The sequence below is a fragment of the Streptomyces sp. NPDC001732 genome, assembly GCF_053596315.1.
In genome coordinates, this window is record NZ_JBSFFY010000010.1 from 85,650 (window position 1) to 110,487 (window position 24,838).

The following is a 24,838-nucleotide window of genomic DNA, read 5'->3' on the forward strand; positions in this document are numbered from 1 at the left end:
GCCAGGTCGAGACGTTCAGCTCGGGCTCCCGGGTCGGGGGTGGTCGCCGCCGCGCAGTTGGTCGACGGCGTGCACCAGGAGGCGTTCGAGGACGGCGAGGCCGTCGCGCACCCCGCCGGTGGAGCCCGGCAGGTTCACGATGAGCGTGCGGCCGGCGACGCCCGCGAGGCCCCGGGAGAGGGCGGCGGTGGGGACCTTGTCCCGGCCCTCGGCCCGGATCGCCTCGGGGATGCCGGGGACCTCGTGGTCGAGGACGCGCCGGGTGGCCTCGGGGGTGCGGTCGGTGGGCGAGATGCCCGTGCCGCCGGTGGTGACGACGACGTCGTATCCGGCGGCCACGGCGGCGCGCAGGGCCTGTTCGACCGGGTCACCGTCGGGCACCACCTGCGGCCCGTCCACGGCGAAGCCGAGCCGGGCGAGCCCCTCGACGAGGAGCGGGCCGCCCCGGTCCGCGTAGACACCGGCCGAGGCGCGGTTGGAGGCGGTGACGACCAGGACGCGGTGGGGGGTCGGTGATGCCCCGGGCGCCGTCACGCGTCCGCCCCGTCCGGCTCGGTGCGCCGGTAGTCGCCGGACTTGCCGCCGGTCTTCGACTCGACCCGTACGTCCGTGATGACCGCCGCCTTGTCGACCGCCTTGACCATGTCGATCACGGTGAGCGCGGCGACCGAGACGGCGGTCAGGGCCTCCATCTCGACGCCGGTGCGGTCCGTGGTCCTCACGGTGGCCGTGATCTCCACCGCGTCGTCGGCGACGCCCAGGTCGACCTTCACGCCGGAGACGGCGAGCGGGTGGCAGAGCGGGATCAGGTCGGGGGTGCGCTTGGCCCCCATGATCCCGGCGATCCTGGCGGTGGCGAGGGCGTCGCCCTTGGGGACCCCCTCGCCGCGCAGCAGCTCGACCACGCGCGGCGAGACGAGCACCCGGCCGCTCGCACGGGCCGTCCGCGCGGTGACGTCCTTCTCGGAGACGTCGACCATCCGGGCCGCGCCCGCCTCGTCGATGTGCGTCAGCCTGTTCTGCGTACTCACTCACTCCGCCTCGCGGTAGGGCGCCGTTTCCCGCGCGGCCCGCACCGGGGGTGCGGGCCCGGGGCCCGGGAGGTGTCCCCGGGGAAGGCACAGCGGCAGATACCGTACCGCCACCGCCCGGGGGTCAGCGGAGCAGGATCACCTCGGTGTCCGTACCGGGCTCGGCGGAGGTGACGTCCTCGGGCAGCACGATGAGGGCGTCCGCGTGGGCGAGCGCGGCGATCAGATGCGACCCGGAACCGCCGACGGGGGCGACCGTGCCGGCCTCCTCGTCGTACGTGCCGCGCAGGAACTGGCGGCGGCCCTCCGGCGAGGACAGCGCCTTCTCGACGTCGAGCGTGGCCCGGACGGTGGGGCGGTTCACGTCCGGGAGGCCCATCAGGGCCCGGATCGCGGGCCGTACGAACAGCTCGAAGGAGACGTACGAGGAGACGGGGTTGCCCGGGAGCGCCAGCAGCGGGGTGTGGTCGGGGCCGATCGAGCCGAAGCCCTGCGGCTTGCCCGGCTGCATGGCGAGCTTGCGGAAGTCGATGCCGCTGCCCGGCTCGTCCTCGTCGCCCACCGAGGACAGGGCCTCCTTGACGACGTCGTACGCGCCGACGCTGACGCCGCCGGTGGTGACGACGATGTCGGCCCGGATCAGCTGGTCCTCGATCGTGGCGCGGAGGGTGTCGGCGTCGTCGGTGACGGCGCCGACGCGGTAGGCGATCGCTCCGGCGTCCCTGGCCGCGGCCGTGAGCGCGAAGCTGTTCGAGTCGTAGATCCGGCCGGGGGTCAACTCCTCGCCGGGCTGCACCAGTTCGCTGCCGGTGGAGATGACGACGACGCGCGGCCGGGGCCGCACCTTCACGGTCGAGCGGCCGATCGCGGCGAGCAGACCGATCTGCGGCGGGCCGATCACCGATCCGGCCTTCAGCGCCAGGTCGCCCGGCCCGACGTCGCTGCCGCGGGCCCTGACGTGGGCGCGGGCCTCGACGGGGCGGTGCACGCGGACCTCGCCGCCCGCGCCCTCCGGGGCGTCGCGATGGGCGCGCATGGTGTCCGCGGGGCCGCCGCCCGTGCCGCCGTCGGTCCACTCGACCGGGACCACGGCCTCGGCACCGGCCGGCAGCGGGGCGCCGGTCATGATGCGGGCGGCCTCGCCGGGGCCGACGCTGCGGCCGTCGGGCAGCCCGTCGCTCCCGGCCGCGACGTCGCCGACGACCGTGAGCACCGCGGGAAACTCCTCGTCGGCGCCCTCGACATCGGCGACGCGGACCGCGTACCCGTCCATCGAGCTGTTGTCGAAGGGCGGCAGGGCGATCTCCACCATGACGTCCTCGACGAGGACGCAGCCCTGGGCGTCGTGCAGTTGCAGCTCGATGGGTTCGAGCGGGCGCACCGCTTCGAGAATGTCTGCCAGGTGCTCGTCCACCGACCACATCGTGCTGCTCAAGGTGTTACATCTCCTCCGTGACGTACCCGCGAAGCCAGGTCCTGAAGTCCGGGCCCAGGTCCTCACGTTCGCATGCGAGCCTGACAATGGCACGCAGGTAATCGCTCCGGTCGCCGGTGTCGTAGCGGCGGCCCTTGAAGACGACGCCGTGCACGGGGCCGCCGACCTTCTCGTCCTCGGCGAGGAGCTGGAGGGCGTCGGTGAGCTGGATCTCGCCGCCGCGGCCCGGCTCGGTCCTGCGCAGTATGTCGAAGACGGCGGGGTCCAGGACGTAGCGGCCGATGATGGCGAGGTTGCTGGGCGCCTCGTCCGCCTCGGGCTTCTCGACCAGACCGGTGACGCGCACCACATCGCCCTCGGCGGTGGGTTCGGCGGCGGCGCAGCCGTACATGTGGATCTGCTCCGGCGCGACCTCCATCAGCGCGACGACGCTGCCGCCCTCGCGCTCCTGGATCTCGACCATGCGGGCCAGCAGCGGGTCGCGCGGGTCGATCAGGTCGTCGCCGAGGAGGACCGCGAACGGCTGGTCCCCCACGTGCGGTGCGGCGCACAGCACGGCGTGGCCCAGGCCGCGCGGGTCGCCCTGCCGGACGTAGTGGATGGTGGCCAGGTCGCTCGACTCCTGGACCTTCTTGAGCCGTTCGGCGTCTCCCTTGCGGGTGAGCGCGGACTCCAGCTCGTAGTTGCGGTCGAAGTGGTCCTCCAGGGGACGCTTGTTGCGGCCCGTGACCATCAGGACGTCGGAGAGGCCGGCGGTCACCGCCTCCTCGACGACGTACTGGATCGCCGGCTTGTCGACGACAGGCAGCATCTCCTTGGGAGTGGCCTTGGTGGCCGGCAGGAAGCGGGTGCCGAGGCCCGCTGCCGGAATGACAGCCTTGCTGATCCTGGGGGGCGACTGAGTCATGCGCAGAACGATAACCGCCCCGCACGGGTGAAAGATGAGTTTCCGGTTAACTTTGTACGCCTATAGGCATATTCGAGTGATTCACAGGTCCCCCTTGAGTACAAACCCATCCCAAAAGGCACTTCTCCGACATGAACTGCTGGCCGCTCGACGCCTTCTGACCAAGGAGGACGTGGAGAACGCCGCGACGGTTCTGTCCCGGCGCGCTCTGGGTCTCCCGGAGCTGTCCGGGGCCCGCACCGTCGCCGCGTACGTCTCGGTGGGCAGCGAACCGGGCACCCGCGCCCTGCTGGACGCCCTGCGCGCGCGGGGCGTGCGGGTGCTGCTGCCGGTGCTGCTCCCCGACAACGACCTGGACTGGGCGCCGTACGAGGGCGCCGCGCGGCTCGTACGGGCCGGACGCGGGCTGCTGGAGCCGGCCGGGGCACGGCTCGGCCCGGACGCGGTCCTGGAGGCCGACGCGGTCCTGCTGCCGGGGCTCGCGGTGGACGGGCGCGGGATGCGGCTGGGGCGCGGCGGCGGCAGCTACGACCGGGTGCTGGCCCGGCTCGCCGCGGCCGGCGCGCATCCGGCGCTGGTCGTCCTGCTGTACGACAACGAGGTGGTCGCGCAGGTTCCGGAGGAACCGCACGACCGCCCCGTGGACGCGGTGGTGACCCCGGCCGCGGTCCGCCGGACGGGGCCCGCGGCGCCCTGAGCGACTCCGGAGCCCGCAGGAGGCCGAAGGGGCCCTTGAGCCCTTTGCGAGCGGCCCCGGGAGAACCCCGGAGCCCCGGGAAAACCCCGGAAAGCCCCTGGAACGCCCTCGGGCGGCCCCTGGATGGACCAGGGACCGCCCGAGGGCTCCGCGGAGGCGTCCTACGGCTTGAGCCGCAGGGTGTCGACCGTCGACTTGGAGACGGCGTTCGTACCGAAGGACCAGTCGAGCAGTTCGCCGTTGACCCACTTGTCGGTCTGATCGGTGTAGTGCGCGCTGAACGCGTGCCCGGAGGCGCCGGTGAGGTTGATCCAGCGGGACTTGTCCCAGTCCCCCACGTTGACCACCATGCGCATCGACGGCACCCAGACGACCTCGTAGCCGCCCGCCGCGTTCCAGCCGGTGGCGTTGACCGCGGCCTCGCCGCCGCCGAGGTTCCACGGGCCGCGGTTGAGGGCCTGCTGGAGCAGGCCGGGGCCCTCGGTGCCGAGGGTCTGGTTCTTCAGCGTCAGCTGGTGCAGCCGGCCCCAGCTCCAGGTGCTGATGTCCTTGCCGAGCTTGGCGGTCAGCTCCCAGCGGGCGTCCTCCAGGGCACGGGCGAAGAGTTCGTCGCGGTTCTCCGTCCCCGGTTCCCGGCCGCTCTTCGGCGTCTTCCACCAGTCGCTGTCCTGGTCGTCCTTCAGGTTGACGACCACCTGGTACCAGCGGTCGCCGCCGTCCGGCTGCGCCGAGTCCGCGTCGCGCCGGCCGCACTCGCGCACCAGCTTGTGCTGCTCGTCGACCGGGCCGGAGTCGTCCGCCCGGGGCACGTTGAGGCACTCGCCCTTGACCCGCAGCTCCTTGGGGAGCTTGTTGCCGAAGGCCAGCTTGAGGATGTTTCGCCAGACCGCGTTGAAGTACGCCGCCGCCGCCGAGTCGGACTCCTGGGTGTAGTTCCACCCCTCCAGCAGCTTCTGCGCCTCGCGGACGCTCTTGTCCGAGACGTTGATCTTCATCAGCTCGGGCACGAGCTTCACGGCGATCTCGCTGAGGTTGTCCATCTGCATCTTCTGCATGTCCTCGGTCGAGATCTTCCCCCCGTCCTTGATCTTCGACTGGATGAGGTCGTTGATCCGCTGGCTGCGGCTGCCGTAGCCCCAGTCCTTGGTGAGCAGGTGGGGGTACTTCTCGTCGTCGACGACGGCCTGGTTGGCGGTGACGATGTAGCCGCGCTTCGGGTTGTACTCGTAGGGCAGTTCGGCGAACGGGATCGACTTCTTCTCCCAGCCGTACTTCGAGGACCAGCCGGGGCTGGGCATCGTGCCGTCGCCGTCGAGACGGACCGGGATCTTCCCCGGCGCCTGGTAGCCGATGTTGCCGTCGGTGTCCGCGTAGATGAGGTTCTGCGAGGGGACCTCGAAGTGCTCGGCCGCCTTGCGGAAGGACGTGAAGTCCTTGGCCCGGTTCAGCTCGAAGACGGCGTCCATGGAGTGGCCGGGTTCCAGCGCGGTCCACTTCAGGGCGACCGCGTAGCCGTCGGCCCGGTCCGGGGCCGCGTTGGCGACGGGCGCCTTCTGGCCGACCGTCTCCAGTTCGCTGCTGCGGTCGGAGACCAGGGGGCCGTTGTTCGTCTCGCGGACGGTGATCGTCCGGTCCTTGCCGCCCGCGACCTTGATGGTCTCGTCGCGGACGGTGAAGGGCTTGACCTTGCCGTCGTACAGGTAGCCGTCGGCGGAGACCTTCTCCAGGAAGAGGTCGGTGACGTCCGCGCCGAGGTTGGTGAAGCCCCAGGCGATGTCCTGGTTGTGGCCGATGATCACGCCGGGCATTCCGGAGAAGGTGTAGCCGGCGGTGTCGTACCGGCACGTGGCACTGGTCTCGCGGCAGTGCAGCCCCATCTGGTACCAGAGCGAGGGCAGCTGCGGCGCCAGGTGCGGGTCGTTGGCGAGCAGCGGGCTGCCCGTGGTCGTGTACTTGCCGGAGACCACCCAGGAGTTGGACCCGATGCCGTTGCCGTTCGGGCCGAGCAGCGCCGGGATCTGGTCGAGGGTGTCGGAGAGCGAGGCGAGCTGGGTGTTCAGCCCCTCGGTGGCACCCTGCGCGGTGTCCGCGCCGACGTTGCCGGACGGTTCCGCGGCCGGGTCGTACTTCCCGGTGACCGTGGAGATCGCGCCCCGGTCGACGATCGGCACGTGCTTGTCGTACGGGTACTCCGGATACAGGTCCTGGATCTGCTTCGTGTCCAGCCTGCTGCTCATCAGCGAGCGGTCGATCTCGTCCTGCATGTTGCCGCGCAGGTCCCAGGCCATGGCCTTGAGCCAGGCGACGGAGTCGACCGGCGTCCACTCGCCCGGCTTGTAGTCGTTGGTGAAGCCGAGGGCCGCGTACTCGACGGAGATGTCCTTGCCGTCGCGCCCCTTCAGGTAGGCGTTCACCCCGTCCGCGTACGACTGGAGGTTCTTCTTGGTCTCCTCGGACAGGACGTTGTCGTACTCCTCCTGCGCGACCTTGCGCCACCCCAGCGTGCGCAGGAAGGCGTCCGTCTCGACCTGCCCGGAGCCGAACATCTCGGAGAGCCGGCCCGCGGTCATGTGCCGGCGGACGTCCATCTCCCAGAAGCGGTCCTGCGCGTGGACGAAGCCCTGGGCGCGGAAGAGGTCGGCGTCGGTGTCCGCGTAGAGCTGGGGGACCCCGTAGCTGTCGCGTTTGACGTCGACGGTGCCGTCGAGGCCGTCGATCTTGATCGAGCCGGTCGTCTGCGGGTACGAGGCCCGCACGGTCGACACGGACCAGAACGCGCCGTAACCGATACCCGCGACGAGCGCCAGCACCAGCACGATCACGATCAGGCGGGCGCGTCGCCCCTTCTTCCTGCCGGTCTTCGCACCGGTGGACCCGGTGGAACCGGAAGAGGCGGTTGTGTTGGCGGGCATCGCTGTCCTTCGAGGGGCAGGTGGTCCTGGGAGTGCAGGAGCAACCATAGGCGCAGCGGCCCGGCGGCTCCGACGCGGTATCGGGATGGCTCGAATTGCGTGGTGATCGTACGGACGCTCGAACGCGTCAAGAAAGCGTTAAAGATTAGGTAAGGTAACGAAGTACCGGCCGCTCATGGCCGATACCGAGGCCCGACCGGCCCGATCCGGCCGTTCCGTTCAAATCGTTCGGCTCGGCTCGAATCGTTCGGCCCGAATCGTTCGGCTCGGCAGACGTACGCAGGGAAGGACCGGCCACTGACTGTCCACACGCTCAACGAACTCCTGCTCGTCTGCTCACTCGTACTGCTCGTCGCGGTGGCGGCGGTGCGCATCTCCTCGCGCAGCGGGCTCCCCAGCCTGCTCCTGTACCTCGGCATCGGGGTCGTCATGGGGCAGGACGGCATCTTCGACGTCAAGTTCGACAACGCCGAGCTGACCCAGGTCATCGGCTACGCCGCGCTCGTCGTGATCCTCGCCGAGGGCGGCCTGGGCACGAAGTGGAAAGAGATCAAGCCGGCGCTGCCCGCCGCGGCGATGCTCTCGCTGCTCGGCGTCGCGGTGAGCGTGGGCGTCACGGCGGCCGGGGCGCACTACCTGGTCGGACTGGACTGGCGGCAGTCGCTGATCATCGGCGCGGTCGTCTCGTCGACGGACGCCGCCGCGGTCTTCTCCGTACTGCGCAAGGTGCCACTGCCCGCCCGGGTCACCGGCGTACTGGAGGCCGAGTCCGGCTTCAACGACGCCCCCGTGGTGATCCTGGTGGTGGCCTTCTCCACCAGGGGCCCGGTGGAGAGCTGGTACGTACTGGTCGGGGAGATAGCCCTGGAGCTCGCCATCGGCGCCGCCGTGGGCATCGCCGTCGGCTGGCTCGGCGCGTTCGGCCTGCGTCATGTGGCGCTGCCCGCCTCCGGCCTCTACCCGATCGCCGTGATGGCGATCGCGGTCAGCGCGTACGCCGCGGGCGCCCTGGTCCACGGCAGCGGCTTCCTCGCCGTCTACCTGGCCGCGATGATCCTCGGCAACTCCAAGCTGCCGCACTGGCCCGCCACCCGGGGCTTCGCCGACGGGCTCGGCTGGCTGGCCCAGATCGGCATGTTCGTCCTGCTCGGCCTGCTGGTCACCCCGCACGACCTGCTCGACGACTTCTGGCCCGCCGTCGTGGTGGGGCTGGTGCTGACCGTGGTGGCCCGCCCGCTGGAGGTCTTCATCTCGCTGCTGCCGTTCCGGCTGCCCTGGCAGGAGAAGGCGCTCATGTCCTGGGCGGGGCTGCGCGGGGCCGTGCCCATCATCCTGGCGACCATTCCGATGGTCTCCGGGGTCGAGGGCTCCACCCGCGTCTTCAACATCGTCTTCGTGCTCGTCGTCGTCTACACCCTCATCCAGGGTCCGACCCTGCCCTGGCTGGCGAAGGCCCTGAAGATCGCCGAGGACCCGTCCGAGACGGCCGACCTGGGCATCGAGTCCGCGCCGCTGGAGCGGCTGCGCGGCCATCTGCTGTCGGTGGCGATCCCCGGCGGCTCGAAGATGCACGGCGTGGAGGTCGGGGAGCTGCGACTGCCCGCCGGGGCCGCGGTCACGCTGGTCGTACGGGACGGGAAGAGCTTCGTACCGGCGCCGTCGACCGTGCTGCGGCGCGGCGACGAGCTGCTGGTGGTCGCCACCGATCCGGTGCGCGACGCGGCGGAGGAACGGCTGCGCGCGGTCGGCGAGGGCGGCAAGCTCGCGGGCTGGCTGGGCACCGGCGGGAACGACGGCGAGAGCCTCGCGGGACAGCACACGAAGCACGGCGTGAAGCACAGCGCGAAGCACGAGGTGGCGCACGCGCTGAAGGCCTTGACGAGGCTGGGCAGGACCGGCGGCCCGAAGACAGATCACTGAGGCCCGCCTCGGGGGAGGTCCGCCTCGGGGGCCATGTCGGAGGCCCGTCCCGGGGGCGTCTCAGGACTCCCGGGACGGGCCTTGGCGTTCAGAAGCTGCCCGGGGTGAGGGTGTCCCCGCACACAATCACAGGCAGGCGGGGACAAATGCCTGTATCCTGAAGGAAATCTGAACGACCAACTCTGTCTGATGCAGAGCTGGCGCGACCGTATGGCGGTCGTGGCGTCCTCCGCCCCTGCTGAGCGCCCGGCATCTACCGCAGTTCCGCGCGAAGAGGACAGCTCTCGGCGACACCCGCACGAGCCCGCACCATCCGTCCGGGCCCGCCCTGCGGGGACTCGGCCACCAGGCGGCAGAAAGGCAAGGACCGTGGCGTCCACGGTCTCCGACCGCCCCGGTTACGGGCAGTTGCTGCGCACCCCGGGTGCGTGGACTTTTCTCCTTCCGGGCTTCGCCGCACGGCAGCCCTTCGCGATGCTGGTCATCGGCATCGTCCTGCTGGTCCAGCACACCACCGGCTCGTACGGCAGCGCGGGTGCCGTCGCCGCCGTGACCGGTGTCTCCATGGCCCTGTTCGCGCCGCAGACCGGCAAGCTCGCCGACCGTTTCGGCCAGCGTGCCGTGCTGCTGCCCGGCGTCCTGGTGCACGCCGCGTCGGTCTCGGCACTGACGGCTCTCGCGCTGGCCGACGCGCCCCTGTGGGCGCTGTTCGCGGCGGCCGTGCCCACGGGCGCGTCCGTCCCGCAGATCGGCCCGATGGTGCGGGCCCGCTGGGCGGCCGTCCTGGGCGCGGCACCGGGCCGCGAGGCGTCGCCGCTGCTGTCCACCGCGGCCGCCTTCGAATCGGTGACGGACGAGCTCACCTTCGTCATCGGCCCGGTGCTCGCCACCGCGCTGTGCACGGGCGTGCACCCGGCGGCCGGTCTGATCGCCGAGGCCGCGCTGACGCTGGCCGGCGGGCTGCTCTTCGCCGCCCAGCACCGCACCCAGCCCGCGGTGCACCCCGCCCCGTCCGGCACGACCCGGCGGCACGCCTCCGCCCTGTCCGTCCCCGGCGTACGGGCGCTCGCGGTGGCCTTCCTCGGCATCGGCGCCGTCTTCGGCAGCATGCAGGTCTCACTGGCCGCCTTCGCCGAGGAGATCGGCCGCCCCGGCGTGAACGGCCTGCTGTACGGCGTCTTCGCGGCCGGCAACATGCTGGCCGGGATCGCCTGCGGGGCCATCGCCTGGAAGAGCGGCCCGCGCCGACGGCTGCTCGTCGGGTACACGGCCCTGGCCGTGACCGCGTCCGGCCTGTGGGCAATGCACTCGGTGCCCCTGCTCGCCGGGCTCGGACTGCTGGTCGGACTCTCCATCGCCCCGGCCCTGATCAGCGGATACACCCTGGTCGAGGCCCTGGTGCCGGGCTCCGTCCGGACCGAGGCGTTCACCTGGCTGACGGGCGCGGTCGCGCTCGGCCAGGCGGCCGCGGTGACGGTGGCCGGACGGCTCGCGGACGCCCACGGGGCCTCCGCCGGATTCCTGGTGCCGCTGGTGGGGACCGTACTGGCGCTGGTCACCCTGGTGACCCTGCGTTCGCGGCTCTCACCCACCGCCCCGGGACGGACCGTGGCACGTGGTGTCGGTCACCGGAAGCCGGTCACGGTGGACTGACGCAGCGGAATACGTCACTATGGAGCGTCGTTAGCACTCATCGAGTCAGAGTGCCAGGAGGAGCAAGTGCCGACCTATCAGTACCAGTGCACCGAATGTGGCGAGGGCCTCGAGGCGGTGCAGAAGTTCACCGATGACGCCCTCACCGTGTGCCCGAGCTGCGACGGACGCCTGAAGAAGGTGTTCTCGGCGGTCGGCATCGTCTTCAAGGGCTCCGGTTTCTACCGGAACGACAGCCGCGGCTCCTCGTCGAGCAGCACGTCGGCGTCGTCCTCGGCGAAGTCGTCCGGTTCCGCTTCGTCCGACTCCTCGTCGTCCTCGACGGGGTCCGACTCGAAGTCCGCCACGTCCTCCACGGCGTCGGCCTCTTCGTCGTCCTCGTCCTCGACGAGCGGCACCTCGGCCGCCTGAGCCGAGCGGACCGCTCCGTGCGGTGCCTCCGGGCCTTCACGCTTCCGCGCCTCCGCGCTTTCACCAGGGCCCTGCCGATACCTCGGCGGGGTCCTGCGTGTTTTCCCGCGCCGCTACTGTGAGCGCATGGCGAACGCAGAGATCGGTGTCATCGGCGGCTCGGGCTTGTACTCCTTCCTGGAGGACGTCACGGAGGTGCGTGTGGACACCCCGTACGGAGAGCCGAGCGACTCCCTCTTCCTCGGCGAGGTGGGCGGTCGCAGGGTCGCCTTCCTGCCGCGTCACGGGCAGGGCCACCACCTGCCGCCGCACCGCATCAACTACCGGGCCAACCTGTGGGCACTGCGCTCCGTCGGCGTGCGCCAGGTGCTCGGCCCGTGCGCGGTGGGCGGCCTGCGCCCGGAGTACGGACCGGGCACCCTGCTCGTGCCCGACCAGCTGGTGGACCGCACCCGGACCCGCAAGCAGACGTACTACGACGGGGAGATCCGGGCGGACGGCGCGGAGCCGAACGTGATCCACCTGGGCTTCGCCGACCCGTACTGCCCCGAGGGGCGCAGGGCGGCGCTGGCGGCGGCGCGGGCGAAGGACTGGGAGCCGGTGGACGGCGGGACGCTGGTGGTCGTCGAGGGGCCGCGCTTCTCGACCCGGGCGGAGTCGCGCTGGCATGCGGCGATGGGCTGGTCGGTGGTCGGGATGACCGGTCACCCGGAGGCCGTCCTCGCCCGTGAACTGGGCCTCTGCTACACGACGATGACCCTGGTGACGGACCTGGACGCGGGTGCGGAGGCCGGCGAGGGCGTCTCGCACGCGGAGGTGCTGCAGGTGTTCGCCGCCAATGTGGACCGGCTGCGCGCGGTGCTCTTCGACGTGGTGACCGCGCTGCCCGCGGAGGCGGACCGGGACTGCCCGTGCTCGCACGCACTGGACGGGCTGAAGACGGGCATCGAGCTTCCCTAGGCCGGGCGGGGCGGGTTGGGCGGGCCCGGCTGGGCTGGGCCGGGCGGGCTGGGCTTTTGGAGCGGGGCGGGATTTCACGGCGGGGCGGCGGGCGCTGGGGCGGGCGTGACGGTTATGTCTTGTGTGGCGTGAGCAGCATGCATGGCGAGTGCGGAGTACGTGGCGTGAGCGGAGTACGTGGCGTAAGCGGCGTGCGGGGCGTGAGCGGCGTGCGTGGCGTGCGGGGCGTGAGCGGCGTGCGTGGGTGACGGAGTTGTCCACAACGCCGGGGCCTTCCACAGGCTCCGGCGGGGAGCTCGCGAACGGTGGATCGTGAGGGGTGTCCGTACGAAACCCCTTCGTCCCAGGTGGTGTTGACCATGCCCCCGTCGCCCCTGTTTCCCCCGCTCACGCCGCCGGCCGGGCCGTCGCCGAGGCCGTCGTCCGTGCCGATGTGGGTGTCGCCGTCCACGTCACCGTCCACGTCGTCGTCCGTGCCGTTCCGGGGGTCCGCATCGCCTCCGCCGCCCCATGCGCCGCCCCACGCATCGCCCCATGCCCTGCCCCCGGCGTCGGCTCCCCCGCCCTGCGGAGTGCCCGCGTTCGAGCCGTTGCGGGTGCGTGGTGCAGGTGGCCGCGGACTGCGGCGGGCGGTGTGGCGGCAGCGTCGGGCCCTGGCGGCCGGGCTGGCCCTGACGGCCGCCGCGCTGGCCGCCACGGGGCTGGGCGGTGCCGGCGCGGGTCCGGGAGGCGACACCGCGTACGGGGCCGGTGCGGGCGGCGCGGCCGGGGCGGCCCCGGAGCGGGCGCGGCACCCGGCGGCCCGGCTGGTCTCCGCACCGGTCCGGATCGCGGACGCGGGGGCGGTGCGCTTGCTGCGACCCGGCGACCGCGTCGACGTGATCGCCGCAGGTGACGGCGGCCCCGGAGAGGATGCGCGGGTCCTGGCGAGGGGCGTGCGGGTGGCGGACGTACCGCAGGCCCCGCCGGACGGCGCCACGGGGGACGGTGCGCTCGTCGTGCTCTCCGTTCCCCGGGAGACGGCGGCCTCACTGGCCGGTGCCGGCATCTCGTCCCGGCTGGCGGTGGCACTGTGCTGATTCGTACTGACGAGCGGTCAAGTCACCTGACTAATCCCAAGAATTGGGTAGTTCCGTCGTGTGCTGCCGTAAGTTGCGGAGGAATTTGTTCCGCCTACGGCACATGTGAAGGAAGGCTCATCCGTGAGCGAGAAGAAGGTCAGTCTGCTGGAAGGGTTCAAAGCCTTCCTGATGCGCGGCAACGTGATCGATCTGGCGGTCGCCGTCGTCATCGGTGCCGCATTCACCCAGATCGTGAACTCGATCGTCAAGGGAGTCATCAACCCGCTGGTCGGTGCGTTCGGCACCAAGGACCTGGAGGGCTACAGCTCCTGCCTCAAGGGGCCGTGCATCACCGACCCGAAGACGGGCGAGGCGACCGAGGGCATCCGGATCCTGTGGGGTTCGGTGCTCAGCGCCACCCTCAGCTTCCTGATCACGGCTGCCGTCGTCTACTTCCTTATGGTCCTGCCCATGGCCAAGTACCTCGCCAGGCGTGCGGCGATGCAGGCCGCGAAGGAAGGCGTGCAGGAGACGCTGGAGGTGAGCGAACTGGAGGTGCTGAAGGAGATCCGCGACGCCCTCGTCGCCCAGCGCAGTGGCCCGACGGACGAGACCCGCGGCCAGAACCCCGGACTCGGGCGCGGTCAGTAACGGTACGCGCGCCGGCGGTACACGCGGCAGGAGTGCCGGCAGCGGCGCCGCCGGACCACCACGGAGCGGGAGATTCAGATGTGGTGGGGCGGCTTCTCGTCGAGGAAACGCGCCAGATCGGCGACGCTGCCACCGGCCGGGGCCCGCTCGCCCCACCCTCGGTCCGTATCGTCCGCGGACTGCTGGTCCAGCGGATCATCGAAGATCAGAGCCGGTCTCGGCTTCGGCTGTTCCGGCTGGGACGTCTTCGACTCACGCGGGCCGGGGGCGGGGGCGGTGCTCATACATCAAGAGTACGGCGGTGGTCAGCGATCCTCCGGGTCGAGCAGCCACAGCCCGAGGACGACGAGGAACGACAGACAGAGGAAGCCAGCACCCCACCAGGCCGTGCCGGTGTTGCCCTCCATCCACGCGTCGATGGTGACGGTCAGCCCCCAGAGCTGTCCGACGACGACCGTCATGGCGAGGACCAGCCGGGCCGTCAGCTTCGAGGAGCGCTCGGGCTCCTGGTCGGTGCCCGCCCCCGGGCCGGGACCGGTGTGCCGGACCCGTGGGTCTCCGTAGCCGCTGGTGGGGCGGATCTGCGGGTAGCGCTCGTGGAGGGGGCGGTTGAGCTCGGGACGGGCGCTGCCCGGGTGGTACTCGGAGTATCCCCGAGGCTCCCGAGATTCCCGGTGTTCCGAAGGCTCCGGATGCTCCGGGGGCTCCCGGTGCGTCGAAGACCCGTGGTCCCAGGGCTGCCGGCTCCAGGGCTGTGAGGTGTCGCTCATGTCCGCCTGCCGGGGGGCTCGGTGGCCTCGGCGGTCCGCGTGCGCGAAGTCCCGGCCTCCGGGCCTTCCGCTCCTCCGCCCCTGACGGAGGGGCAGCCGATGCGGGACGCGAGGTCCGGGCGGTCCTTGTCGAGCTGACGGCACAGGCCGTGCTCGACGCTCTCGCCCGAGTGCGTCGTACCGATCGCCCAGATGCTGCCGTCGGTCTGTTCGACGAGCACCACCTTGGGCAGCCCGCAGGACGGGGGCCCGGCGGTGACCTCGCCGGTACGGGCGTCGAAGACGCCTTCGTGGCAGGGGCAGTACAGCTCGTCCTCGGCACCGCGGTCCTTGCGCCAGAGCACCGCGCAGGCGAGGTGCGTACAGATCGCGGAGTAGCCGACGAGGGCGCCGTCGTCGAGCCGTACCGCCACCGCCCGGTCCCCCTCGTCCGGGTAGTGGAAGGAGAGGGACTCGCCGGGCAGGAGCTGACCGGCGATCCGCTTCGGCCCGGGTGCCTCGGCGTCGTCGGGGTCGCCGTGGCGCGGCAGGATTCCACTGGCCACGCCGAGGCTGCCGACGGCGAGTCCGCCGGAGACGGTCGCCACGGTCCGGAGGTAGTCGCGCCGGGTGGTGAGGGAATCGGCGGCGATCCGCTCGCGCAGGGCTTCCCGCGGGTCCCCGCCGGTCGAACGGCCGGGGGCCGGCGGCTCGGGAGCCGACTGGTCGGGAGTCGGACGACCGGGAGCCGGCTGGTGGGGGGTCGGGCTGTCAGGTGCCGGGCCGTCGGCGGGAGGCCGGCCGGGAGTCGGGCCGTCGGCGGAAGGCCGGTCGGAGGCCGGGCCGTCGGGGGTGCTCATCGACGGACGTCCTTCCCGTTGATCTCGACGACGGGAAGACCGCCGGGCACCGGCCACCGGACCCGGTCGGCGGGAACGACCATGGCCACGCCGGTGCGGACCTCGCTCCGGCCGAAGGTGAAGGTGTCGGCGACCTGGACTCCGGGGCGCTCGGCCTGGAGTTCCTCGACCGTTCCGTAGAACAGCGCCCCGGTCGGGCAGACGGTGGCGCACATGGGGGCGAGGCCGTAGGCGGTGCGGTCGTAGCAGAGGTTGCACTTCATCTGCAGCTTCGCCCCCGGGTCGATCTTCGGGACGCCGAAGGGGCAGGCGTTGACGCAGTTGGCGCAGCCGATGCAACGGGTGGTGTCGGCCTGCTGGACCACCCCGTCCGCGGTCACCAGGATCGCGTCGGCGGGACAGACCTCGGCGCACGGGGCGACCGGGTCCTCGCAGTGCATGCAGACCGTGGGAAGAGAGGCCACGGAACGGCCCTCGTCGGTGTAGTCGAGGTGGATCATCGACTTGCCGCGGTGCGAGTCGCACTCCCGGCAGGCGGAGACGCAGGCCTGGCAGCCGATGCAGCGCCCCGGATCGATGAAGATCGTTCTGCCCATCATGCGGCGATCAGCCCCTCTCCGAGGTGCCGCGGCCCTGGGGGGAGGTGGGTGGCAGCGGGTCGGTGCGGGAGACCTGGGTCTCCGGGTAGGCGACGTGGCCGGGCGCGACGGGAGGCGCGGGGACCTCGTCGATCTTCTCGGCGTGCTCGATGCGGCAGGCGCACACCTTGTACTCGGGAATCTTGGAACGGGGATCGAGGGCGTCGATGGTGAGGGCGTTGGCCGCGGTGGGAACGGGCCAGTGGTACGGGACGAAGACGGTGTCGGGGCGGATCGCCTCGGTGACCAGAGCGGGGAAAACCTCGCTGCCGCGCCGGGTGGCGACGCGGACCGGTTCGCCGTTGCGGAAGCCGTGGGAGGGGTGGATCTCCGCCCAGGGGCGCGGGGTCTGTTCGACGAGGGCACCCAGACGGCGGGTCTGGTTGCCGGAGAGGAAGTGGGCGACGGTCCGCCCGGTGGTGAGCGACATGGGGTACTCGTCGTCGTACGGGTCCATCGGCGGGTGCCACTCGACGACCTGCAGGTGGATCTTGCCGTCGGAGTGGTAGGTCCTGCCGTCCTCGAAGAGCCGGGGCGTTCCCGGGTGGTCGGTGGAGGGGCAGGGCCAGGCGATTCCGCCGGTCTCCTCCAGCCGTTCGTAGGTGATGCCGTAGTAGTCGTTGACGGTTCCGGCGGAGGCGACCCGCAGTTCGTCGAAGACCGCGCGGGAGTCGGGAAAGGCGAACTTCTCCCCCGCCCCGAGGCGCCTGGCCAGTTCGCACAGCACCCAGGTGTCGGTCCGTACGCCGGGGGGCGGGTCCTGGGCCTTGTTGTGCTTGACCACCCGGGCCTCGGCGTTGGCCATCACCCCTTCGTCCTCGGCCCAGGTGGTGACGGGGAAGACGACATGCGCGTTGGCAGCGGTCTCGGAGAGGAAGAAGTCGAATTGGGCGTGGAACTCGGTGGCGTCGTAGCCCCTCTTGACCACCTTGTAGTGGGGCAGGGAGACGAAGGGGTTGTTGCAGATGCCGATCAGGCCGCGGATCTCGCCGCGCTGCATCTGCCAGACCATTTCCATCATCGAGGTGCCGGCGGGCGGGAGTTCGGACTCCTCGATGCCCCAGATCTCGCAGATCTGCCTGCGGTGCTCCTCGTTCATGATCGAGCGGCCGCCGGGAAGGAGATCGGCCTTCTGGCCGTGTTCGCGACCGCCCTGCCCGTTGCCCTGGCCGGTGATGGTGCCGTAGCCGGCGCCGGGCCTGCCGATGTGGCCGGTGGCGGTGCAGAGGTTGATCACGCTGAGGCAGTTCTCGACGCCCTGCGAGTGGTGCTCGATGCCCCGGGCGTGCCAGGCCATGGCCTTCGGGGCGCGGGCGAAGGCGCGGGCGACCTGGACGATCTGCTCGGCCGGGACACCGCAGATCCCGGCGGCCCTGGCGGGCGGGTACTCGGCGGCCTTGGCCTTCACCTCCTCCCAGCCGGTGGCGTGGGCGGCGAGATACGCCTCGTCGGTCAGCCCCTCCTCGACGACCACGTGGAGCACGGAGTTGAAGAAGGCCGAGTCGGTACCGGGTCTGAGGGCGACGTGGATGTCGGCCGTGCGGGCGATCGCGGTCTCCCGCGGGTCGACGACGATCAGGCTCGCGTCGCGGTCCCGGGCCCCCCACACGTACTGGGTCATCACGGGGAAGCACTCGCCGACGTTGGAGCCCGCGATCAGCAGGCGGTCGGTGAGCAGGATGTCGGAGAAGGGGTTGCCGGCCCGGTCGATGCCGAAGGCGAGTTTGTTGGCGCCCGCCGCGCTGACCATGCAGAGCCGGCCGTTGTAGTCGACGTGCCGGGACTTGAGGGCGACCCGGGCGAATTTGCCGACCAGATAGGTCTTCTCGGAGAACAGGCTGGCGCCGCCCAGGAGCCCGAAGGCGTCGTTGCCGTAGCTCTGCCGGATGCGCCTGATCTCGGAGACCGTGAAGTCGAGCGCCTCGTCCCAGGAGACCTCGCGGAAGTCCTCGTCGCGGGAGCGGCGCAGCAGCGGGGCGGTGAGCCGGTCGGGGTGGTTGACCTGCTGGTACGCGTTGATGCCCTTGGGGCACAGCCGCATCCGGTTGATGTCGTGGTTGCGGGGTTCGACCCCGAAGACCTTGCCGGCGCGGTCGACGCGCAGATACATCCCGCACTGGACCCCGCAGAAGCAGCAGTGGGTGGGGACGAGCGTCTCGCCGCCCTGGTCGGCACGCCACCGGTCGGCCGGGATGCCTCCCGCGTCCCGGAAGGCCCGGGTGCCGGGCGGCGCGAGAGAGGGGTCGAGGGGTACGGCGGTACGGGAGTCGGGCGTCGTACGGGGGTCGGGTGCCGCATGGGAGTGGGATGCCGTACGGGGGGCGGGTGCCGTACGGGAGCCGGGCGCTCGCGGGTCCGGTGTCACTGGTAGCCCTTCTTCACCTGGGACAGGTAGGCACTGCCGCGCAGCACCCGCTTGCAGCGCGGGCAGTATTCGGCCCACTCGTCGAAGTCGAGGCCGAGGTCGCGCATGGTGCCGCGGAGGTTCTCGACGTACGGGCCGGTGTCGATGGGCTCCTCGCACCGGCGGCAGGCGAAGACCTCCTGATCCTGCCGGGCGGTGTACTTGAACAGCTGCATGCCGACCGCGGCCGGGCGCTGGACGATGTGGAAGAACTTCCCGAACGGGATGTAGATGAGGGTGAAGACCACCGACACCATGTGGAGGATCGCCAGGAACTCGTATCCGCCGCCGTGCAGGAAGAGCGACGAGAAGGTGAGCAGCAGACCGGTCACGGAGATGACGACGAGGGCGATCAGCGGACCAGGTCGTAGGCGAAGCGCTGGCCGGTGATGGCGCCGCGGTCCTTCATGCGCCGCCACAGGAAGTACGAGGCGCCGGGGATGACGAGCACGGCGGCGATGTCCAGGCCGTGGAACATCAGCCAGCCCAGGACGCTCAGGGAGTCGAAGCCGATGATCTTGAAGCCCCAGACGCGCATCTCGTAGCCGGGGCCCGAGCCGGTGCCGGAGGTGAAGGTGAACCAGCCCCAGGTCAGCGGGAAGGTGATCAGGGCCGCGAGGCCGCAGCCCCAGAAGATCAGCTGGTGGGCGGCCCAGCGGGCGTGGGAGCGGGCGCCGAGGAACTTCTGGAAAGCCAGATAGGTGGCGATCATCCGGGGCAGGGCGGTGGGCGCCCTGCGGAGGTTGGCCGCGGAGAAGAAGCTCCGCCACCCCTGCTTGAACAGGCGCCGGGCGCCGGGGGCGGAGACCCAGACCGTGTAGCGGTGGGCGACACCGAAGGCGAGGAAGACGGTGGCGACGGCATACGGAAGGAGCGCGGAGTCGAAGTTCTCCAGCAGCCGGCTCCCGAGCACGATCGCGAGGATCAGCAGACCGGAGACGACGACACCGGCCGCGGTCGCACGCGCGGTGACGGAGCGGGGCCCGGTGGACCGGAACCCGGCCGCTCCGCCCGGCCCGTTCGTCCCGGCGGGCTTGGCAGGCGTGGCGGCCGTCAGGGCGTCGGCAGAGCCGGGGCGTGTGCCGGAGCCGGTGGTGCGTGTGCCGGGGGCGGGCCGCTCGGCTGCGGCGGAGGTCTCTGGTGGCTCGGTCACCCCGTCACCGTAGGGTCGTGTGTGATGATTGGTCCCGTTTTGCGGCTCCGCGGGGTGACCCCGCTCGTCCGTTCGGGGCGCGCCCGGTTCAACGCGGCCGGGCCTCGTCTGATGTGCTGCCCCCATGCCTGTAATGACGGCTCGCAGCCGCACCGAGAAACACCGCGCGTCGACCCCGCTGGAACTCTTCTTCGACCTGTGCTTCGTCGTCGCCGTGGCCCAGGCGGGCGGGCGCCTGGTCCACGCCGTCGCCGGGGGCCACGCCCTCACCGGGATCGGCGGTTACGCGGCCGTTTTCTTCGCCATCTGGTGGGCCTGGGTCAACTTCAGCTGGTTCGCCTCGGCCTACGACACCGACGATCCGCTGTACCGCGTCGTCACGCTCGTCCAGATCACCGGGGTGCTCGTCCTCGCCGCCGGGGTGCCGCGCGCCTTCGACGCGGGCGACTGGACGGTCGTCGTCATCGGCTACGTGGTGATGCGGCTCGCACTGACCAGCCAGTGGCTGCGCGCCGCGCACTGCAGCCGGGACTCCGAACGGCGCGTCGCGCTGCGGTACGCCGTCGGGATCATGGTGGTGCAGCTGGGCTGGATCGCCATGCTGGCGCTGCCCGACGACGCCTCGGGCGGAGTCCGTGCCTCCGTCTTCGTCGTGCTCGTGCTTGCGGAGATGGCCGTTCCGGCGATCGCCGAGCGCGAGCGTTCGACGAGCTGGCACCCGCACCACATCGGTGAGCGGTACGGGCTGTTCACGATCATCGTGCTGGGCGAGACGATCGCGGCGGCCACGGTAGCGGTCCAGGAGGCCCTGGACGAGCACGACGCACTCGGCGAACTGCTGCCGATCGCCGCGGGCGGGCTGCTGATCGTCTTCTCCGCCTGGTGGATCTACTTCGCCGTGCCGATCCATGACTATCTGCGCGGCAGCAGGGAAGCGTTCGTCTGGGGATACGGGCACTACCTGATCCTCGGTTCCGCGGCCGCCATCGGTGCGGGCATCGAGGTCGCGGTGGAGGAGGCCGTGGGCAAGGCCCACGTCCCGACCGAGGTGGCCGCCGCGGCGGTGACCGTGCCCTCCGCACTCTTCATGCTGACGGTGTGGGCACTGCACGCACGCCACTTCAAGCGCGACTTCGCGGAGCAACTGGCCCTTCCCGTGGCCGCGCTGGCCATCCTGGCCTGTACGTTCGCCGGTTCCTGGGCGGTCCTCGCGGCCGGTCTGGTGGCGGCGGGGGCCGTGGCAGTGAGCGTGCTGCTGTCCCGGCGGCCCGATGTGGCCGGGTGAACCCCGGCCGGACGTGCGGTGCGACGGACCGGGCTGGAGGGGAGAAGGACCGGAAAGCGGGGGCCACGAGGAGCATGGGCACACGGCAAGCGTGGGGAGCGTGAGGAGTACGCCATGACGGAAGAGCCGCCGGGTCCGACCCCGGCCCCGGAGCCACCCCCCGGGCCGGGGCTGATGAGCCCCCTCGACGCACCGGCCGACACCCCCGGCCCCCTCGACGCGCTGACCGATGTCGCGGGGCTGCGTGTCGGCCATGCACAGGTGGCGGGCGAGGGGGCGCTGAGCGGCACCACCGTCGTCCTCGCCCCCGAGGGCGGCGCGATCGCGGCCGTGGACGTACGCGGCGGCGGCCCCGGCACCCGGGAGACGGACGCGCTCGATCCGCGCAACCTGGTGCAGCGCGTCGACGCCGTCGTCCTGACGGGCGGCAGCGCGTACGGCCTGGACGCGGCGTCCGGTGTGATGGCCTGGCTGGAGGAGCGGGGTCGCGGGGTGCGGGTCGGCCCCGACCCGTCGCAGGTGGTCCCGGTGGTTCCGGCCGCCTGCGTCTTCGACCTGGGGCGGGGCGGCGACTGGCGGGCCCGCCCGGATACCTCGACGGGCCGCGCGGCGGTGGAGGACGCGGCGGGTACGGAGCCGGGGGCACCGGTCGCCGAGGGGAACGTCGGCGCGGGAACGGGCGCGGTCGCCGGCAGGCTCAAGGGGGGCGTGGGCACGGCGAGCGTGCGGCTGGCGTCCGGCATCACGGTGGGCGCCCTGGTCGTGGTGAACGCGGCGGGTTCGGTGCTCGACCCGCGTACCGGGGTGCTGTACGGGGAGTACGGCGCGGCCGAGCCACCGGTGCACCCGGCGCCCGAGGTCCACCACGCCGCACTGCGGCGCCTCGCCGACGCCCGGGACGCGGACGCGAGGCCTCCGCTCAACACGACGCTCGCCGTCGTCGCCACGGACGCCGATCTCACCCGCGCCCAGGCGCAGAAGCTCGCGGGCACGGCGCACGACGGGCTGGCGCGCGCTGTGCGCCCCGTGCATCTGCTCACCGACGGGGACACGGTCTTCGCCCTGGCCACCGGCGCCCGGCAGCTGAACCCGCGGGACCCGATCGCGCTCAACGGGCTGCTGGCGGCCGGCGCGGACGCGCTCACGCGCGCCATCGTGAAGGCCGTCCGCGCAGCTCGGAGCATCGACGGCGGCCCCGGCGGGGGAAGTTACCCCTCGTACAGCGATCTCTACGGAACCCACGCACGCCCTCCGACGACACCGGAGTACAGTCATCCGGTTCCCGACTCGCCCACTGGGTAGGGAAGTTCGGACGAAACAGCAGGAACCATCGGCGTGCGCCATACGTTTTGATGAACCCGGTCACAATGTCGGACCCAGGGACTACGTTAAGCACGCAGCAAGTAACACGCGGCAACGGCCTGGAGACAGCACCTTGAGCGATCCGTACGAGACAACCGAGCAGCATCTCGACCGACTCATGCGACGGGCACTCAACTCTTTCGACCTGCCCGACAGTACGGTCGAGAGACTCGGTACCGCGCTCGCCCACAGCAGTTCCCTGCACTCCTCGCACCACAGTTCCGTCCTGCACCACGAGATCCATCGGCATGCGTATCTGCTGTCCGACGGCACCGCCCTCACCCTGTGGGAGCTGGTGCACAGCGGCCCGCGGGACGCGACGGGCCTCCGCGCCGGGCCCGTGCCGTACGACCTCGACCATCACGAGCTGTACGACGACGAGGCCGATGTCCGGCTCGCCGCCGCCCGGCTGTCCGGCAGCTTCGGCGAGGTCCCGATGTTCGGGGACGAGGGCTCGCAGGCCGACCTGGAGGTTCTCACGATCCTGATGGCGGTTCCTCCGGCCCCGCTGCCCCGTACGTACGCCCCGGACAACTCCGCCGACCACGCCCGCCGCGTCCTGCGCCGCGCGGAGAACAGCGATGTGCCGGGCGAGGAGACCGCCAGGCTGCTGCGCGCCGCCTTCGCCCACCACATCACGCAGGTCTTCGGACGGCAGTGCCGGGTCGACGGACGGAACGCCGGCTTCACCCTGTACGAGCACGCCTTTCTGCTGCTCGACGGCAGCGAGACGAGCCTGTGGGAGGTCGAGCACACGGCCACGCCCGACGGCCGCCACATGTGCGAGGTGTACGGCGACGAGGCCACCGCGCGCGGAGCGATGGAGAGCCGCACGCGCATCGGCTGACCCCGGAGTCCGGAAGCCCGGCTCCTGCACCCCGGCCGCTCCCGCGTGAACGTGCCGGTGCCCGCACCCTCCCCCGCGTGAACGCACCGGTGCCCGCACCCTCCCCCGGGTGCGGGCACCAGCACGTTCTTCTCATGAGCCTCGGGGCTCCGCGATGCCCAGGACGTCACGAGGCTCAGGACTCCGCGAGCCTCAGGGCGTCAGAGCGGGCTCCTTGGAGGCCTCCGAACCGGCCCCCGTCGCCGTTCCGTCCCTCGCCTCGCGCACACCCGCGTCCGCGTCCGCACCACTCGCCACATCCACACCCTTCACCGCGTCCGCCGCGCCTGCCACGTCCGTCGCATGGTCCGCGCCGTCGCCGCCCTCGACGTGCTGCCGCGGCCGTGCGGGCAGTGCGAACATCACGAGGAAGATCACCGCGAGCACCCCGGCCACCCACCACAACGAGTGCCGGAACGCCTCCCCGAACGCAGGCCCCATCTGCTGCGGCTTCAGCCCGTCTCCCATCGCGCCGAAGAAGACGACCGAGACCAGTCCGAGCCCGAGCGCGTTGCCCATCTGCTGCACGGTGTTGATCAGCCCGGACGCCGAACCGGAGTGCTCCTTCGGCACCTCGGACAGCACCGCGTCCGTCAGCGGCGCCACGATCAGGCCCATGCCGACCCCCATGACGACCAGCGGCAGCGCCATCTGCCAGGACGCGATGTCCATGCCGTAGTGACCGGACTCCCAGATGTAGATCAGCAGACCGGCGATCATCAGCAGCGCACCCGCCTGGAGGACCTTCCGGCCGAAGCGGGGCACCAGCTTCTGCACGGAGATTCCGGCGGCGAACGACACGGCGACCGAGAACGGCACACCGGTCACCCCGGCCCGCAGCGCGCTCCAGCCGAGCCCCATCTGCATGTAGAGCGTCCAGACCAGGAAGAAGATGCCGAGCCCGATGCCGAAGGTCAGCTGCACGGCGATGCCCGCGGCGAAGCTCTTGACCCGGAACAGCGACAGCTCGACCAGCGGCGAACCGTCCTTCCGCGCCTTCGCCCGCTCGAACACCACGAGCGCCAGGAACACCAGCAGGCTGCCGGCCATCGATGCGTGTCCCCACAGCGGCCAGTCCAGCTCGCGCCCACGGGTCAACGGGTAGATCAGCATCAGCATGCCCAGGGTCACCAGGGCGACGCCGATCAGGTCGAGCCGGAGCGCCTTCGGGGCCCTGGACTCCGTGATGAACTTCCGGCCCAGGAGCAGGCCGGCGATGCCGACCGGCAGGTTGATCAGGAAGATCGGCCGCCATTCGAGACCGGCGATGTTCCACTCGGTGAGCAGTGCTCCCAGCAGCGGTCCCGAGACGGCGCCGAGGCCGACGATCGCGCCGAAGAGCCCGAAGACCTTGCCCCGCTCGTGCGCCGGGAACGTGGCGTGCACGATCGACAGCACCTGCGGGACCATCAGTGCGGCGGTGCCGCCCTGGAGGATGCGGGAGGCGACCAGCATCTCCGGGTTCGCCGCGAAACCGCAGAACGCGGAGGCCAGGGTGAAGCCGCCGATCCCGATGAGGAACACCTTCTTGCGGCCGTATATGTCGCCCAGCCGGCCGCCGGTGATCAGCCCGGCCGCGAAGGCCAGGGCGTATCCGGCGGTGATCCACTGGATCGAGCTGAACGAGGCGCCGGTGTCCTGCCGGATGCTCGGGATGGCGATGTTGACGATCGTGACGTCGACCAGGTCCATGAAGGCCGCGGTCATCACGATGGCGAGCGCGAGCCAGCGTCGCCGGTCCGCCGGGGCCGCGGGCCCCACGGGTCCGGATGCCGCGGACGGCAGAGATGTGGAAGAAGTCATGAGAAGAAACTAGAGGGCCATTAGGACAGTTCATGACCCAATGGGCGAGCATCCTGAGAA

Annotated in this window: 21 protein-coding genes and 1 pseudogene; 10 read left to right on the forward strand and 12 right to left on the reverse strand. The window is 71.3% G+C overall.

Features of this window, described 5'->3' with window-relative positions; all coding sequences use genetic code 11:
- Window positions 1-15 precede the first annotated feature (15 nt).
- From ACWCXX_RS13535 to galU, 4 genes are all read right to left on the reverse strand, one after another.
- On the reverse strand, window positions 16-534 hold the full coding sequence (locus ACWCXX_RS13535) for a MogA/MoaB family molybdenum cofactor biosynthesis protein (protein WP_451126615.1): 519 nt from the start codon (window positions 532-534) through the stop codon (window positions 16-18).
- Window positions 531-1,031, reverse strand: a complete 501-nt coding sequence (gene moaC, locus ACWCXX_RS13540) for a cyclic pyranopterin monophosphate synthase MoaC (RefSeq protein WP_451126617.1) — start codon at window positions 1,029-1,031, stop codon at window positions 531-533. Before moaC ends, ACWCXX_RS13535 begins: the two co-directional genes overlap by 4 nt.
- 124 nt (window positions 1,032-1,155) lie before the next feature.
- The gene (gene glp / locus ACWCXX_RS13545; protein ID WP_451126619.1) at window positions 1,156-2,466 is read right to left on the reverse strand and encodes a molybdotransferase-like divisome protein Glp; all 1,311 of its coding nucleotides are present in this window, start codon (window positions 2,464-2,466) and stop codon (window positions 1,156-1,158) included.
- 4 nt (window positions 2,467-2,470) lie between these two features.
- Window positions 2,471-3,373: a UTP--glucose-1-phosphate uridylyltransferase GalU gene (gene galU / locus ACWCXX_RS13550; protein ID WP_451126621.1), complete on the reverse strand. Its 903-nt coding sequence runs from the start codon at window positions 3,371-3,373 to the stop codon at window positions 2,471-2,473.
- Window positions 3,374-3,407: 34 nt separating this feature from the next.
- Between galU and ACWCXX_RS13555 the strand changes: the two genes are divergently transcribed.
- Entirely contained in the window at window positions 3,408-4,070 is a 663-nt protein-coding gene (locus tag ACWCXX_RS13555; protein ID WP_451126623.1) for a 5-formyltetrahydrofolate cyclo-ligase, read from the forward strand.
- Between the two features lie 161 nt (window positions 4,071-4,231).
- Here ACWCXX_RS13555 and ACWCXX_RS13560 read toward each other — a convergent pair whose 3' ends face one another.
- Window positions 4,232-6,982, reverse strand: a complete 2,751-nt coding sequence (locus ACWCXX_RS13560) for a penicillin acylase family protein (protein ID WP_451126625.1) — start codon at window positions 6,980-6,982, stop codon at window positions 4,232-4,234.
- A gap of 357 nt (window positions 6,983-7,339) precedes the next feature.
- Between ACWCXX_RS13560 and ACWCXX_RS13565 the strand changes: the two genes are divergently transcribed.
- The 6 genes from ACWCXX_RS13565 to mscL all read left to right on the forward strand — a co-directional run bounded on the left by ACWCXX_RS13565 (window position 7,340) and on the right by mscL (window position 13,638).
- A complete protein-coding gene (locus ACWCXX_RS13565; RefSeq protein WP_451126627.1) occupies window positions 7,340-8,902 on the forward strand; it encodes a potassium/proton antiporter in 1,563 nt (520 codons plus the stop codon).
- Window positions 8,903-9,271: 369 nt separating this feature from the next.
- On the forward strand, window positions 9,272-10,555 hold the full coding sequence (locus ACWCXX_RS13570; protein WP_451126629.1) for an MFS transporter: 1,284 nt from the start codon (window positions 9,272-9,274) through the stop codon (window positions 10,553-10,555).
- A gap of 66 nt (window positions 10,556-10,621) precedes the next feature.
- Entirely contained in the window at window positions 10,622-10,966 is a 345-nt protein-coding gene (locus ACWCXX_RS13575; RefSeq protein ID WP_451126631.1) for an FmdB family zinc ribbon protein, read from the forward strand.
- Window positions 10,967-11,092: 126 nt separating this feature from the next.
- Window positions 11,093-11,926 (forward strand): S-methyl-5'-thioadenosine phosphorylase, encoded by an 834-nt coding sequence (locus tag ACWCXX_RS13580; protein ID WP_451126633.1) that lies wholly within the window; start codon window positions 11,093-11,095, stop codon window positions 11,924-11,926.
- Window positions 11,927-12,357: 431 nt separating this feature from the next.
- Window positions 12,358-13,005, forward strand: a complete 648-nt coding sequence (locus tag ACWCXX_RS13585; RefSeq protein ID WP_451126820.1) for an RcpC/CpaB family pilus assembly protein — start codon at window positions 12,358-12,360, stop codon at window positions 13,003-13,005.
- 123 nt (window positions 13,006-13,128) lie between these two features.
- Window positions 13,129-13,638 carry a large conductance mechanosensitive channel protein MscL gene (mscL, locus tag ACWCXX_RS13590; RefSeq protein ID WP_451126635.1) on the forward strand — a complete coding sequence of 170 codons (510 nt, stop codon included), beginning with the start codon at window positions 13,129-13,131 and terminating at the stop codon, window positions 13,636-13,638.
- 74 nt (window positions 13,639-13,712) lie between these two features.
- Here the strand turns inward: mscL and ACWCXX_RS13595 are convergent, their stop codons facing one another.
- From ACWCXX_RS13595 to ACWCXX_RS13620, 6 genes and pseudogenes are all read right to left on the reverse strand, one after another.
- The gene (locus tag ACWCXX_RS13595) at window positions 13,713-13,922 is read right to left on the reverse strand and encodes a hypothetical protein (protein WP_451126637.1); all 210 of its coding nucleotides are present in this window, start codon (window positions 13,920-13,922) and stop codon (window positions 13,713-13,715) included.
- Window positions 13,923-13,943: 21 nt separating this feature from the next.
- Window positions 13,944-14,408: a hypothetical protein gene (locus ACWCXX_RS13600; RefSeq protein ID WP_451126639.1), complete on the reverse strand. Its 465-nt coding sequence runs from the start codon at window positions 14,406-14,408 to the stop codon at window positions 13,944-13,946.
- Window positions 14,405-15,247, reverse strand: coding sequence for a Rieske 2Fe-2S domain-containing protein (locus tag ACWCXX_RS13605; protein WP_451126641.1), 843 nt, complete (start codon window positions 15,245-15,247; stop codon window positions 14,405-14,407). The genes ACWCXX_RS13600 and ACWCXX_RS13605 overlap by 4 nt, the downstream gene beginning before the upstream one ends.
- A complete protein-coding gene (locus tag ACWCXX_RS13610) occupies window positions 15,244-15,846 on the reverse strand; it encodes a 4Fe-4S dicluster domain-containing protein (protein ID WP_451126643.1) in 603 nt (200 codons plus the stop codon). Before ACWCXX_RS13610 ends, ACWCXX_RS13605 begins: the two co-directional genes overlap by 4 nt.
- Before the next feature lie 7 nt (window positions 15,847-15,853).
- A complete protein-coding gene (locus ACWCXX_RS13615; protein ID WP_451126822.1) occupies window positions 15,854-18,079 on the reverse strand; it encodes a molybdopterin oxidoreductase family protein in 2,226 nt (741 codons plus the stop codon).
- A gap of 167 nt (window positions 18,080-18,246) precedes the next feature.
- Window positions 18,247-19,442 (reverse strand): annotated as a pseudogene (locus tag ACWCXX_RS13620) (MFS transporter).
- A 124-nt stretch (window positions 19,443-19,566) separates the two neighbouring features.
- Between ACWCXX_RS13620 and ACWCXX_RS13625 the strand changes: the two are divergent.
- From ACWCXX_RS13625 to ACWCXX_RS13635, 3 genes are all read left to right on the forward strand, one after another.
- The gene (locus ACWCXX_RS13625; RefSeq protein WP_451126645.1) at window positions 19,567-20,727 is read left to right on the forward strand and encodes a low temperature requirement protein A; all 1,161 of its coding nucleotides are present in this window, start codon (window positions 19,567-19,569) and stop codon (window positions 20,725-20,727) included.
- Window positions 20,728-20,901: 174 nt separating this feature from the next.
- Window positions 20,902-22,029: a P1 family peptidase gene (locus tag ACWCXX_RS13630; protein WP_451126823.1), complete on the forward strand. Its 1,128-nt coding sequence runs from the start codon at window positions 20,902-20,904 to the stop codon at window positions 22,027-22,029.
- A 133-nt stretch (window positions 22,030-22,162) separates the two neighbouring features.
- Window positions 22,163-22,936 (forward strand): DUF6227 family protein, encoded by a 774-nt coding sequence (locus tag ACWCXX_RS13635; protein ID WP_451126647.1) that lies wholly within the window; start codon window positions 22,163-22,165, stop codon window positions 22,934-22,936.
- A 192-nt stretch (window positions 22,937-23,128) separates the two neighbouring features.
- Here the strand turns inward: ACWCXX_RS13635 and ACWCXX_RS13640 are convergent, their stop codons facing one another.
- Window positions 23,129-24,778, reverse strand: coding sequence for an MFS transporter (locus tag ACWCXX_RS13640; protein WP_451126649.1), 1,650 nt, complete (start codon window positions 24,776-24,778; stop codon window positions 23,129-23,131).
- Between the last annotated feature and the right edge of the window lie 60 nt (window positions 24,779-24,838).

Coding starts and splice junctions, on each gene's coding strand:
- galU (WP_451126621.1), bottom strand. CDS start 3,373: ATGACTCAGTCGCCCCCCAGGATCAGCAAGGCTGTCATTCCGGCAGCG.
- ACWCXX_RS13555 (WP_451126623.1), top strand. CDS start 3,408: ATGAGTTTCCGGTTAACTTTGTACGCCTATAGGCATATTCGAGTGATT.
- ACWCXX_RS13560 (WP_451126625.1), bottom strand. CDS start 6,982: ATGCCCGCCAACACAACCGCCTCTTCCGGTTCCACCGGGTCCACCGGT.
- ACWCXX_RS13580 (WP_451126633.1), top strand. CDS start 11,093: ATGGCGAACGCAGAGATCGGTGTCATCGGCGGCTCGGGCTTGTACTCC.
- ACWCXX_RS13585 (WP_451126820.1), top strand. CDS start 12,358: ATGTGGGTGTCGCCGTCCACGTCACCGTCCACGTCGTCGTCCGTGCCG.
- ACWCXX_RS13595 (WP_451126637.1), bottom strand. CDS start 13,922: ATGAGCACCGCCCCCGCCCCCGGCCCGCGTGAGTCGAAGACGTCCCAG.
- ACWCXX_RS13600 (WP_451126639.1), bottom strand. CDS start 14,408: ATGAGCGACACCTCACAGCCCTGGAGCCGGCAGCCCTGGGACCACGGG.
- ACWCXX_RS13605 (WP_451126641.1), bottom strand. CDS start 15,247: ATGAGCACCCCCGACGGCCCGGCCTCCGACCGGCCTTCCGCCGACGGC.
- ACWCXX_RS13610 (WP_451126643.1), bottom strand. CDS start 15,846: ATGATGGGCAGAACGATCTTCATCGATCCGGGGCGCTGCATCGGCTGC.
- ACWCXX_RS13625 (WP_451126645.1), top strand. CDS start 19,567: ATGCCTGTAATGACGGCTCGCAGCCGCACCGAGAAACACCGCGCGTCG.
- ACWCXX_RS13630 (WP_451126823.1), top strand. CDS start 20,902: ATGAGCCCCCTCGACGCACCGGCCGACACCCCCGGCCCCCTCGACGCG.
- ACWCXX_RS13640 (WP_451126649.1), bottom strand. CDS start 24,778: ATGACTTCTTCCACATCTCTGCCGTCCGCGGCATCCGGACCCGTGGGG.